At 72.0% G+C, this 12,266-nt stretch carries 11 protein-coding genes; 10 read left to right on the top strand and 1 reads right to left on the bottom strand.

What is annotated here, in order from left to right:
- Genes HNQ05_RS04125 through HNQ05_RS04140 form a run of 4 tightly spaced genes read left to right on the top strand, consistent with a single transcriptional unit; the run spans position 1 to position 4,829 of the window.
- Positions 1–750 (top strand): ABC transporter ATP-binding protein, encoded by a 750-nt coding sequence (locus HNQ05_RS04125; RefSeq protein WP_147147126.1) that lies wholly within the window; start codon positions 1–3, stop codon positions 748–750.
- Positions 747–2,615, top strand: a complete 1,869-nt coding sequence (locus HNQ05_RS04130; RefSeq protein ID WP_147147124.1) for an AMP-binding protein — start codon at positions 747–749, stop codon at positions 2,613–2,615. Before HNQ05_RS04125 ends, HNQ05_RS04130 begins: the two co-directional genes overlap by 4 nt.
- The gene (locus HNQ05_RS04135; protein ID WP_147147123.1) at positions 2,605–3,675 is read left to right on the top strand and encodes a branched-chain amino acid ABC transporter permease; all 1,071 of its coding nucleotides are present in this window, start codon (positions 2,605–2,607) and stop codon (positions 3,673–3,675) included. The genes HNQ05_RS04130 and HNQ05_RS04135 overlap by 11 nt, the downstream gene beginning before the upstream one ends.
- Before the next feature lie 14 nt (positions 3,676–3,689).
- Positions 3,690–4,829, top strand: coding sequence for a phenylacetate--CoA ligase family protein (locus HNQ05_RS04140; RefSeq protein WP_147147121.1), 1,140 nt, complete (start codon positions 3,690–3,692; stop codon positions 4,827–4,829).
- On the opposite strand, the gene HNQ05_RS04145 is transcribed toward HNQ05_RS04140, so the two are convergent.
- Positions 4,826–5,653: a CPBP family intramembrane glutamic endopeptidase gene (locus HNQ05_RS04145; RefSeq protein ID WP_147147119.1), complete on the bottom strand. Its 828-nt coding sequence runs from the start codon at positions 5,651–5,653 to the stop codon at positions 4,826–4,828. The genes HNQ05_RS04140 and HNQ05_RS04145 overlap by 4 nt on opposite strands.
- Positions 5,654–5,832: 179 nt before the next feature.
- On the opposite strand from HNQ05_RS04145, the gene mtnK reads away from it, so the two are divergent.
- The 6 genes from mtnK (at position 5,833) to HNQ05_RS04175 (ending at position 12,162) form a co-directional block, all read left to right on the top strand.
- A complete protein-coding gene (gene mtnK, locus HNQ05_RS04150) occupies positions 5,833–7,050 on the top strand; it encodes an S-methyl-5-thioribose kinase (RefSeq protein WP_147147117.1) in 1,218 nt (405 codons plus the stop codon).
- Entirely contained in the window at positions 7,047–8,078 is a 1,032-nt protein-coding gene (gene mtnA / locus HNQ05_RS04155) for an S-methyl-5-thioribose-1-phosphate isomerase (protein WP_147147115.1), read from the top strand. The genes mtnK and mtnA overlap by 4 nt, the downstream gene beginning before the upstream one ends.
- Positions 8,075–8,983, top strand: coding sequence for a transketolase (locus HNQ05_RS04160; RefSeq protein WP_147147113.1), 909 nt, complete (start codon positions 8,075–8,077; stop codon positions 8,981–8,983). The genes mtnA and HNQ05_RS04160 overlap by 4 nt, the downstream gene beginning before the upstream one ends.
- Positions 8,980–9,981 (top strand): transketolase family protein, encoded by a 1,002-nt coding sequence (locus tag HNQ05_RS04165; RefSeq protein ID WP_147147111.1) that lies wholly within the window; start codon positions 8,980–8,982, stop codon positions 9,979–9,981. The genes HNQ05_RS04160 and HNQ05_RS04165 overlap by 4 nt, the downstream gene beginning before the upstream one ends.
- An 85-nt stretch (positions 9,982–10,066) precedes the next feature.
- The gene (locus HNQ05_RS04170; RefSeq protein WP_147147109.1) at positions 10,067–11,215 is read left to right on the top strand and encodes a RuBisCO large subunit C-terminal-like domain-containing protein; all 1,149 of its coding nucleotides are present in this window, start codon (positions 10,067–10,069) and stop codon (positions 11,213–11,215) included.
- Positions 11,212–12,162 carry a sugar-binding transcriptional regulator gene (locus HNQ05_RS04175; RefSeq protein ID WP_147147107.1) on the top strand — a complete coding sequence of 317 codons (951 nt, stop codon included), beginning with the start codon at positions 11,212–11,214 and terminating at the stop codon, positions 12,160–12,162. The genes HNQ05_RS04170 and HNQ05_RS04175 overlap by 4 nt, the downstream gene beginning before the upstream one ends.
- Positions 12,163–12,266 lie beyond the last annotated feature (104 nt).

The following is a 12,266-nucleotide window of genomic DNA, read 5'->3' on the forward strand; positions in this document are numbered from 1 at the left end:
GTGGAACCGCTGCTCTCGGTCGAACAGGTAACCTTGCGCTTCAAGGGAGTGCTCGCCCTCGCGGACGTGAGCTTTAGCGTGCCCGCGGGCGCGTTCTACGCAATCATAGGTCCCAACGGCGCGGGCAAGACGAGCCTGCTCAACGTCCTCTCGGGCCTCTACCGGCCCCAGCGGGGCCGGGTGCGCTTCGACGGCCGCCCCCTCGAGGGCCAGAGCCCCCAGGCGCGCACCCGTCTGGGGCTGGGGCGCACCTTCCAGAACCTGGAGATCTTCCGCGGCATGACCGCGCTCGAGAACGTCAAGCTGGGGGCCGACCTGCGCTTCGGCTACCCGGCGCTCTTGCCGCGGGCGCGCCGCGAGCAGGCGGCGCGCGCCTGGGCGGAAGAGGTGATGGACTACCTGCACCTCGCCCCCTACCGCCACGTCCCCGCGGGGATGCTGCCCTACGGGCTGCAGAAGCGCGTGGAGGTGGCGCGGGCGCTGGCGGGGCGGCCCAAGCTGCTGCTGCTCGACGAGCCCATGGCGGGGCTGGCGCTCGAGGAGAAGCAGGACCTGGCCCGCTACCTGCTCGACGCCCGCCGCGAGTGGGGGGTGACCCTCGTCTGGGTCGAGCACGACCTGCGCGCGGTGATGGAGCTCTCCGACGGCGTCCTGGTGCTCTCGTACGGCGAGGTGCTCTACGAGGGCGAGCCCGCGGGGGCGCGCGAGAACCCGCGCGTCGTCGAGGCCTACCTGGGGGCGGAGGCGTGAAGGGGACGCTGCTCGAGCCCCTCTTCCGCTGGGCCGAGGTGCGCCCGCAGGCCCCGGCGCTGCGGGTCAAGCGGCTGGGCGTCTGGCAGCCGCGCAGCTGGCGCGCCTGGGCGGACGAGGTGCTCGACCTGGCCGGCGGCCTGGAGGCGCTGGGGCTCGGGGCCGGGGGCGTGCTCGCGGTGCTGGGGCGCAACGCCCCCGAGTGGGTGACCGCCGAGCTCGCGGCCCAGGCGCTGGGGGCGCTGCCGCTGGGCCTCTACGCCGACGCGATGGCCGACGAGGTGGGCTGGTTCCTCGAGTACGCCGAGGCCGTCGGGGTGGTGGTGGCCGACGAGGAACAGCTCGACAAGGTGCTGCCCCACCTGGAGCGGCTGCGCTTCGTCCTCGTCTGGGAGGAGGCGGGGATGAGCCGCTACTGGTCGGACAAGGTCCGCCCCTACTCGGCGGTGGCCGAGGCCGGCCGGGCCCGCCGCGAGGCGGTGCGCGCGGGGCTGGCGGCGCTCACGCCCGAAACCGTGGCCCTGCTCGCGCCCACCTCGGGCACCACCGGCCGCAGCAAGCTGGCCATGCTCAGCCACGCCAACCTGATGGCGGGCCACCACGCGCTGCGCGACGTGCTCGGCCTGCGGGGGGACGAGTGGCTGTTTTCGTACCTGCCGCTCGCCTGGATCGGCGAGCAGATGCTCACCGTGGTGCAGACGCTGGCGCTGGGGCTCTTGGTGCACTTTCCCTCGGAGCCGGCCACGCTGGCCGAGGACCTGAGGGAGGTGCAGCCCGACTTCTACCTGGCCCCGCCGCGGCTGTGGGAGGACGCCGCCGCCTTCGTGCAGAGCCGCGCCCAGGAGGCGGGCTGGCTTAAGCGGCGCACCTTTCGCTGGGGGCTGGACGCGCTCCTCGAGGGCGCCCGCCGCGGCTTCCGCGGCGAGCGCGTGGGACCGGGGCTCGACCTGGCGCGGGCCGCGGCCTACCCGCTGGTGGCGCGGCCGCTGCGCGGCCGGCTGGGGCTCGCGGACACGCGCGTGGCCATCACCGGCGGCGCGCCGCTGGGCCCCGAGGTCTTCACCTTCTACCGCGCCATTGGCCTGGACATCCGCCAGGTCTACGGCCAGTCGGAGACGGCCGCCTCCACCTGCGCCCACCCCGCCGGCGACGCCCCCCCCGAGACGGTGGGCCCGCCGCTGCCGGGCACCGAGGTGAAGATCTCCGAGGAGGGCGAGATCCTGGTCAAGGGCCCCCAGGTCTTCGTGGGCTACTACAAGAACGAGGAGGCGACCCGCGAGACCTTCACCCCGGACGGCTGGTTCAAGAGCGGCGACGCGGGCGCCTTCGACGAGCGCGGCCACCTGATCGTGCTGGGCCGCCTCAAGGAGGTGGGGCACCTGGCGGACGGAACCCGCTTCGCGCCGCAGCTGCTCGAGAACCGCCTCAAGTACTCGCCCTTCATCCGCGAGGTGGTGGTGCTGGGCCACGACCGCCCCTTCGTGGCCCTGCTCGTCGAGATCGACCCCGAAAACGTGCAGAACTGGGCGCGGCGGCGGCGCATCCCCTTCACCACCTACCCGAGCCTGGCCGGCCGCGACGAGGTCTACGAGCTGATCGCGCGCGAGATCGCCGCGGCCAGCGCCCAGATGCCCGAGGCCCTGCGTCCGCGGCGCTTCGCGGTGCTGCCCAAGGAGCTGCACCCCGACGACGAGGAGATCACCCGCACCCGCAAGGTCAAGCGCAACGTCGTCGAGGTGCGCTACGCGCCGCTCATCGAGGGCCTCTACGGGGGCGCGGAGCGGGTGCGGCTCGAGCTGCCCATCCGCTTCGAGGGCGGCGAGGACGTGCTGGAAGCGGAGGTGAGGATCGCCGATGTTCTTTGAGCTGGCCAAGACGCTGACCGACGCCTACAGCCGCCGCTTCGCCCGCGCGGTGCGCGAGAGCTACGCCGCCGACGAGGCCTACGCCAGCACCCCGCTGGGGCGCGCGGGCGTGGCCTTGCTGCTGCTGGCGCTGCTGGCCGTGCCCCTGCTGCTGCCCGGCTACCCGGTCTACGTGCTCACCCTGGTGGCCATCGCCGCGGTCGGGGCGCTGGGGCTCAACCTGCTGGTGGGCGGGGCGGGGCAGATCTCGCTGGGGCAGGCGGCCTTCCTGGGCGTGGGCGCCTACGCCGCCAGCCACCTCGCGGGGCCGCTCGCGCCCTTGGGCATCCTGCTGGGCGGGGCCGTGGCCGCGGCCATCGGGGTGGTGCTGGGGCTGCCCTCGCTGCGCATCAAGGGGGTCTACCTGGCCATCGCCACCATGGCCTTCCAGTTCCTGGCGCTGTGGGTCTTCAACAACTGGGAGCCGGTCACCGGCGGCATCCGCGGGCGCAACCTGCCGCCGGCCGAGGTGCTGGGGCTCGAGCTCGACCGCGCCGAGCGGCTGTGGTACCTGGTCCTCGCCTTCGCGGTGCCGCTCTTCTTCTACGGCAAGCGGCTCCTGGCCACGCGCGCCGGCCGCGCCTGGTTCGCGGTGCGCGACAACGACCTCTCGGCCCAGGTGGCGGGGGTGAACCTGACGCTGGCCAAGCTCTCGGCCTTCGCGCTCTCGGCCTTCTACGCCGGCATCGCCGGCGGCCTGCTCGCCAACCTCTACCGCTCGGTGACGCCCGAGTACTTCCTCTTCGGCATCTCGGTGCAGTACCTGGCCATGGTGATCGTCGGCGGGGCGGGCACGGTGCTCGGCGCGGTGCTGGGGGCCGTCTTCGTGATGCTCATCCCCGAGCTGCTGAACGCCGTGGTGGGCGCCTTCGGGCCCGAGTACGCCGCAGCGCTGGCCGCCTGGCGCAACGTCGCCTTCGGGGGGCTGATCCTGCTCTTCTTGATCCTCGAGCCGCTGGGGCTGGTGGGGCTGTGGGGCCGGATCCGCGCCTACCTGCGCACCTGGCCGTTACCCTATTAACCAAGGAGGAAGCCATGAACCGGACCGAACGTCTCCAAGCGGTGATCGCTGCGGCCAAGGACCACCCCCTCTACGCGGAGCGGCTGGCGGGCGCAGACCCCGGCGCCTTCACCCCCGCGGACCTCGCCCAGGTCGAGCCCGTCACCCGCGACGACTGGGTGGCCTTCTTGAAGGAGCACCCGCGGCCGCCGGAAGGCACGGCGCTGGTGCACCTCACCCCCAGCCCGCTCCTCGGCTGGATGCCCGAGTACCTGACCGCCGGCGACCTGGAGGCCCAGGCCGAGGCCCTGGGCGCCTACTTCCGGCGGCTGGGCCTCGCCGGCAAGCGGGTGATCGTGGCCTTCAGCTACCACGTCTTCGCCGGGGGCTGGCTCTTCCACGAGGCGCTGGTGCGCGCGGGGGCCACGGTCTTCCCCCACGGGCCCGGCGAGGCGGCGCGCATCGCCGAGATCGCCGGTAAGTTCGGCTTCGACGCGCTCGTCTCCAACCCCAGCTTCGCGCTCAAGATCGCCGAGGCGGGGGGGCGCTTCGAGCTGCTGCTCGCCGGGGGCGAGCCCTTCACCTCGGTGCCCGGCTACCGCGAGCGGGTCGAGCGGGCCATCGGCGGCCGCGCTCTCGACGCCTACGGCACCAGCGAGCTGGGCATCGTGGCGGCGGAGACCATGGACCAAGACGGGCTGTGGGAGATTCCCGAGATGGCCGTGCTCGAGGTGCTGGACCCCCAGACGCTCGAGCCTGTACCCGACGGCGAGCGCGGCGAGCTGGTGGTCACCGCGCTCTCGCGCACCCTCATGCCGATGATCCGCTTCCGCACCGGCGACCTGGCCATCGCCGAGCGCAGCGAGGGGGGCCTGCGCCTGCCCCGCGGCGTCTTTGGCCGCACCGACACGATGGTCAAGGTCAAGGGCGTGAAGCTCTACCCCACAGAGCTCGCGCCCATCCTGGCCGGCTTCGGCCTCGACCCCCGCGGCTTCCAGGTGGTCGTCGAGACCAAGGAGGGCGGCACCGACGCGCTGGTGCTGCGCGTCAAGGCCGCCGCGGTGCCCGAAGGGCTCGCGGACGCGGTGCGCCGCGCCACCGGGTTGCGCGTGGACCGGATCGAGGCCGCCGAAGTGATCGAAGGCGGCCTGGTGGTGGACCGCCGCTTCGGCTAGCGTGCCCGCCATGCGGCGGCGCGCGGCCAGACGGCCAGGAGCAGCAGACCCACCAGGTAGGTGACCCCCTCGGGCCAGCCCGCGGGGGCGGCGGTGAGGTGGTAGGGCAGGTCCATGAGCCCGTGCCAGCCGACGGCCATCAGCAGGTTGCCGGTGCGCAGCCACATGAGCGCCAGCAGGACGCCGGTGAACCAGAGGACGGCGAGCCCCACCGGAACGGGAAAGGGCAGCGAGTAGTGGGGCAGGTGGCTGAGCGCGAAGAAGAGCTGCGAGACGAGTACCGCCAGCGCCGGAGCGCGGCCGGGGAAGCGGGCGCGGAAGAAGTGAAAGAACTGCGGCACCAGCAGGCCGCGGTAGAAGGCTTCTTCGAAGAGGGCCACTCCGAAAACGTAGTAGACCGCCCCGGCCGCCACGGCCGCCGGGGAGAGCCGGTGGAATAGCGGGTTCCATTCCAGGCCGCCCCGCCATGCGGAGGCGGCGGCCAGGATTGCCTCGCTGGCGGCCCACAGGGCCAGCGTGGCCCGTAGCGCCTCCTTCCAGCCGCCCCAGCGAAGCCCCAGGTCGCGGGCCCGCAGGCCGCAGACGGCCCACCCCAGCCCCACCACCAGCCAGACGAGCCGGCCCCAGGTGGCCGCGAGGTAGTGGAGCGTGGCGGCCAGGTTGGGGTCGGCGGGCTCGAGCTGCTGCGCGAGCCGCACCAGCGGCCAGGCGGGCAGCGACACCAGCGGCCCCGCGGACGTCAGAAGGATGTAGTTGAGCACCAGGGCCGCCGCCACGCAGGCCAGCCCGAACCGCGCACGCCGGGTTCCGTGCAGCACGCGCATGGCCGTTCGGGTTCAGTTTAATCCGCGGTCCGCCCCGCCGCCCCAAGTCCGCCGGCGGCCGGGTGGCGGCCCGCCCCTTGCGGTCGGGGCGGCGGCCCGGTATCCTTAGCCGAAAATATGTTTAAGCACGAACAAATGTTCAGCACGACCGGGCCGGGCCCGGCGGGAGGAGGTTTAGCGTGGGCGAGCTGGAAGCCCTGAACGAGACCACGGTCAAGGATTATCTGGCGCAAAGGGGCCTGGCCGAGCGGCTGGGCGGGGGGGCGGAGGACTGGGTGGCCGAGCCGATCACCGACGGCAACGTCAACCTGCTCTTCCGGGTGAAGAACCCGCACGCGGGGCGGTCGCTGATCGTCAAGCAGGCCCTCGGCTACGCCTGGCGCTACCCCGACTTCAAGATGCCCAAGGGCCGGCTGGCCATCGAGCACGCGGTGCTGCAGGTGGCCGCCGAGCACGCCCCCGAGCAGGTGCCCGAGGTCTACTTCTTCAGCCCCGAGGACGCGGTGCTGGTGATGGAAGACCTGAACCGTCACCGCGAGATGCGCGCGGCGCTGCGCGAGGGGACGCGCTTTCCACGGGCGGCCGAGCACCTGGGCCGCTACATGGCGCGGACGCTCTTTTACACCTCCGACCTCTACCTGCCCTCGGGCGAGAAGAAGGCGCGGGCGGCCGAGCTGGTGAACCCGGTGCTGCGCAAGGTGCAGGAGGACCTGGTCTTCACCCAGCCCTTCATGGAGCACCCCAACAACCGCTACTCGCCGCCGCTCGAGCCCCTGGTGCGCGAGATCTACGCCGACGACGGGTTGCGCGCCGAGGTCCACGAACTCAAGGAGCGCTACATGACCCAGGCCCAGGCGCTGATCCACAACGACCTGCACACCGGCTCGATTCTGGCCAACGAGGAGGAGACCAAGGTGGTGGACCCCGAGTTCGCCTTCTTCGGGCCGATGGGCCACGACCTGGGCACCTACCTGGGCAACCTGGCACTGGCCTACGCCGCCTACGAGGCGCACGCGGCGAACGGAGAGGAAAAGCGGGCCTTCCGCGACTGGCTGCTGGAGAGCCTGATCGAGACCTGGCGCGTCTTCGAGCGCGAGTTCCTGGCGGCCTGGGAGAAGGACGTCCAGCGAGAGGAGTGGTCTTCGGACCGCTACCGCGAGCGCTACCTGAAGCGGCTCTTACAGGACGCGGCCGGGTTTGGCGCGGCCGAGATGTTCCGCCGCCTGATCGGGATGGCCCACGTTTCCGACTTCTGGAGCATCGAAGACGAGGACGAGCGCGCCGCCGCCGAGAGCCTGGGCCTCGACATCGCCCGCGCCTGGATCGCCAGCTGGCGCGCGCTGGAACGACCCGAGGACCTGGCCGCGCTGGTGCGCGCGGGGAGGGTGTTGCTGTGAGCACGTTCCGATCGATCGCGTGGGAGGGGGGACGGCTCGTCCTCCTCGACCAGCGCCGCATTCCCGAGGAAAAGACGTTCCTGGAGCTCGAGACCCCCGGGGAGGTGGCCGAGGCGATCCGCACCATGGCGGTGCGGGGGGCGCCCGCCATCGGCGCGGCCGCGGCCTTTGGCGTCGTCCTCGCCGCCCGCCGGGGAGAGGACCTGGAGGCGGCCGACGCGCGGCTGCGGGCGTCGCGCCCCACCGCGGTCAACCTCTTCTGGGCCCTCGACCGCATGAAGCGGGTCTGGGCGGGCTTCGCGGGCGGCCGCGAGGAGCTTGTGGGGGCGCTCGAGGCCGAGGCCCTGAAGATCGCCGAGGAGGACGTGGCCGCCAACAAGGCGATCGGGAGGAACGCGCTGCCGCTGATCCCGGACGAGGCGAAGATCCTCCACCACTGCAACACCGGCTCGCTGGCCACGGTGGACTACGGGACCGCCCTGGGCATCATCCGCATCGCCCATGAGGCCGGCAAGAAGGTGCACGCCTTCCTCGACGAGACCCGTCCGCGGCTGCAGGGGGCGCGGCTCTCGGCCTGGGAGCTGCGCGAGCTGGGCATCCCCCACACCGTGATCGCCGACGGCGCCAGCGGCCACGTGATGCAGAAGTTCGGGATCGACCTGGTGGTGGTGGGGGCCGACCGCATCGCCAGGAACGGCGACACCGCCAACAAGATCGGGACCTACAACCTGGCCCTCGCGGCCCGCTACCACGGGGTGCCCTTCTACGTCGCCGCCCCCACGAGCACGATCGACCTGGAGACCGCTGCGGGCGCGGAGATTCCCATCGAGGAGCGCTCGCCCGAGGAGCTCACCCACTGCGGGCCGGTCCGGGTGGTGCCCGAGGGCAGCCCCGTCTACAACCCCGCCTTCGACGTCACCCCGGCGGAGCTGATCACCGCAATCGTCACCGAAGCGGGCCTGGCCTACCCGCCCTTTGAAGAGAGCCTGCCCGCACTGGTCAGGAAAGCCAAGGAGGAAAGGTCATGAGCTGGCCACAGGAAGCGAAGCGGGTGGCCGACGGCATCCGCCGCCGGGTGACCGCGTTCACCCTCAAGAACGGCGGCGGCTACCTGAGCCAGGCGTGTTCGAGCGCCGAGATTCTGGCGACCCTCTACACCAGGGTCATGAACCTGGGGCCCTCGGTGGCCCCCCCGGTGCCCCCGCCCTTTGGCGGGGTGCCGGGCAAGAACCCCGACTACACCACCGGGGCCGGCTACAACGGCCCCCACGAACCCGAACGCGACCGTTTCTTCATCAGCCCTGTCCACTACGCCCTGGTCCTCTACGCCACCCTGGTGGAGACCGGACGGATGGCCGAGGAGGGCCTTGAGATGTTCAACCAGGACGGCGGCACCGTCGAGATGATCGGCGCCGAGCACTCCCCGGGCCACGAGCTGATGGCCGGGTCGCTGGGGCAGGCGCTGAGCCAGGTGATCGGCATCGCCCTGGGCCGCCGGCGCAAAGGGGAGACGGGGCGCAACTTCGCCTTCATGTCCGACGGCGAGTTCATGATCGGCCAGACCTGGGAGGCGATGGAGACGCTGAGCTTTTACAAGCTCGACAGCGTGATCGCCTACGTCGACGCCAACGGCCAGTCGGCCGACGGCAGGATCGACGAGGTGATGGGCATCGAGCCGCTCAAGGAGCGGCTGGAGGCCTTCGGCGCGGTGGCGGTGGAGGTGGACGGGCACGACGTGGAGGCGCTCGCGGCCGCGGCCGAAACGCCCCACGAGGGCCGGCCTCTGGTGGTCGTCGCCCGCACCAACCCCTACTGCGGGGTCGAGGTGCTCTCGGAGCGGGCGCCCAGGTTCCACTACATCCGTTTCGCGGGGCCGGAAGAAAAGGAGGCGCTCGAGCGCTTTTACGTGCGCAAGTGGGGAGGTAGGGAGTGACGCTCGAAACCCAGGTGCACCAAAAGAACCTGGTCAAGTGGGCGGCGGACAAGCCCGAGGTCGTCGTCTTCTCCGCCGACCTGACCAGCTCCACCGAGGTCCGCCGCTTCGCCGAGACCTACCCCGACCGCTTCTACAGCTTCGGGATGACCGAGCAGAACATGATGTCGGCCGCCGGCGGCATGGCCCGCGAGGGGTTCACCCCCTGGGTCCACACCTTCGCCGTCTTCCTCTACCGCCGCGCCCTCGACCAGGTGCAGATGTCGGTCGCCTACCCCAACCTGCGGGTGCGCATCGTCGGCTTCCTGCCCGGCATCACCACCCCCGGCGGGGCCACCCACCAGGCCATCGAGGACGTGGCCATCATGCGCGCCGTTCCCAACATGACCGTGCTCGAGACCGGCGACGCCGCCGACGTGGAGAGCGTGCTCGACGTGGCCCAGGGCGTCGACGGGCCGGTCTACATCCGCATGCTGCGGGGGCAGATTCCCCGGCTCTTCACCACCCCCATGCGGCTCGGCCGCGCCCGCCGGCTGCGCCGCGGGTCCGACGTGACCCTGTTCACCGCCGGCATCACCACCGAGGAGGCGATGCGGGCGACCCAGGTGCTCGAGCAGCGGGGCGTGAGCATCGAGCACCTGCACGTCACCACCCACAAGCCCTTCACCGACCCGGCGGTGCTCGAGGCCGCAAGCCGGCCCAAGTACGGCGTGATCACCTTCGAAAACCACACCACCGTCGGCGGCCTGGGCAGCGAGGTGGCCGAGGTGATGGCCGAGCACGGCGTCGGCAAGAGGCTGGTGCGCCTGGGCATCCCCGACACCTACGCCCACGGCGGCAGCCGCCCCTACCTGATGCGGCACTACGGCCTCGACGCCCTGGCGCTGGTGCGGGCGGTCGAGAAGCTGGTGGGCGAAGACCTGAACATCGGCGAGGACGACCTGGCGGCGGTGCGGGTGGAGCCGGTGCACGGCGACTTCAAGGCGGAGGCGTTGTGATGGGGAGTGGAATGTGGGAGGGGGGATGTGGGGCTTCCCGCCTCCTACCCCCTACCTCCTACTTCCTGCGGGCTGAGGGGGTCTCATGAACCGGCCGCGCTACGACACCGCCCTCCCCCTCTCCGGCGCGCGCTTCACCGCCCGCTACCGCATCGCCGCCGAAACGCCGGCGGCGGCCGAGGAGGCGGCCAGGGCGCTTGCGGTGGAGCAAACCATCGAGTTTCCCGCCGAGCTCGTGGAAGGAACGATCGCCCGTGAGGTCGTCGCCCGCGTCGAGAGCCTGCAAGAAACCGCCCCCGGCGTCTACGCCGCCGAGCTTTCTTTCGCCGTCGAGCTGGTGGGTGGCGAGCTGCCCCAACTCCTCAACGTCTTCTTCGGCAACTCCAGCCTGCTGCCGAACGTCCGGCTCGAGCGCATCGGCCTGAGCTCCGAGCTGGCCCGCCGCTTTCCCGGGCCCCGCTACGGCACCCGCGGCCTGCGCCGGGTGCTCGACGTGCCCGCCGGCCCGCTGCTTTCCACTGCCCTCAAGCCGCTGGGGTTGGGGCCCGAGGAGCTGGCCGCGATGGCCTACCGGTTGGCCCTGGGCGGGGTGCAGCTGATCAAGGACGACCACGGGCTGGCCAACCAGGCCTTCGCGCCCTTCGAGGCGCGGCTCGAGGCGGTCACCGCCGCCGTCGCCCGCGCGGAGCGCGAAAGCGGCATGAAGGCGGTCTACGCCCCCAACGTCACCGCCCCCGGCGAGGAGACGCTGCGCCGCGCCCGCCTGGCCCGCGAAGCCGGGGCCGGGGCGGTGATGGTCGCTCCGGGGCTGGTCGGCTTCGACCGCATGGAGCGACTGGCCCGCGAGGTAGGGCTGCCCATCCTCAGCCACCCCGCCTTCCTGGGCGGCTTCGTGCCCAAGGGCGACGGCGGCATCGCCCACTACGCCCTCTTCGGTCAGCTGCAGCGGCTCGCCGGGGCCGACGTGGTCATCTTCCCCAACTACGGCGGCCGCTTCGCCTTCAGCCGCGAGGAATGCGCCCAGGTCAACGCCGGCCTCAAGGACGAGCTCACGGGCCTCGCCCCCGCCTTCCCCGCCCCCGGCGGCGGCATGAGCCTGGAGCGGGTGCCCGAGATGCGCGAGCTCTACGGCGACGACCTGATCTTTCTGATCGGCGGGGCGCTGCACCGGCGCGGGCCCGACCTCACCGAGAACGCCCGCCACTTCCGCCGTCTGGCCGCGGAGGTGAAATGAAGCCCGACGATCTGGTCACCGTCGCCGCCTGGCTCTACTACCACCAGGGCCTGAAGCAGGAGGAGGTGGCCCGCCGCCTGGGCGTCAGCCGCGTCAAGGTGGCCCGGCTGCTGGCGCGGGCCCGGGCCGAGGGGGTGGTGCAGTTCGTCATCACCCGCCCCCTCCCCGAGCCCTTCCTCCTGGCCGAGGCGCTGCGCGAACGTTACGGACTGACCGCGGCGGTGGTGGTGCCGGCCGCCGGCTCGGTCGAGGCGACCCAGGACGCCCTGGGCGCGGCGGGGGCCGACTACCTGGCGGGCCGCCTGAGACCAGGTATGCGCGTCGGCCTCGGTTGGAGCAGCACCGTGGGCCGCATGGCCCCCTATCTGCGGCGGCTGCGGCCGGTAGAAGGTTGCACCGTGGTCGAGCTGGCGGGCAGCTTTCTGGGGCAGGCCAACCCCTACTCCATCAGCGGGCCGCTGGCGGCGGCGCTGGGGTGCGGGCTCGAGGCGCTGCCGGCGCCGGTGCTGGTCGAAAGCCCGGCGGTGCGCGAAGCGCTCCTGGCCGACGGGCGCATCGCCGCTGCGCTGGCCGCGGGGTGCAAAAGCGGCCTGGCCGTGGTCGGTATCGGCCAGGTAGGGCGGGAAAGCACCACCGTACGCACCGGCATGCTTAGCCCGGAGGAGATGGCCCTCATCGAAAAGGCGGGTGCGGTCGGCGACGTGCTGATGCGCTTTTTCGACGCCGACGGACGCCCGGTGAGGACGCCCCTCGACGAGCGGGTGCTGGCCGTAAGCTGGGACGACTTCCTGCAGATCCCCCACCGCGTCGCCATGGCCGCCGGCGCCGCCAAGCTCCCCGCGCTCGCCGCCGCCCTTCGCGGCGGCCTCTTCCATGCGCTGATCACCGACGCGCCGACGGCGGCGCGGCTCCTGGAGCCGCGCGGAAAACCGGGGCCGGATGGTTGACACTTTTCTCCCCCTTTGATATCTTGAGTCTTGCGCCCAGTAAGGACCACGGTCCTCTACCCGGCGCACGGATCTTGAAAGGTGGCGTGACGTAAGTACCGTCC

The organism is Oceanithermus desulfurans, from assembly GCF_014201675.1.
Classification (GTDB): Bacteria; Deinococcota; Deinococci; order Deinococcales; family Marinithermaceae; genus Oceanithermus; species Oceanithermus desulfurans.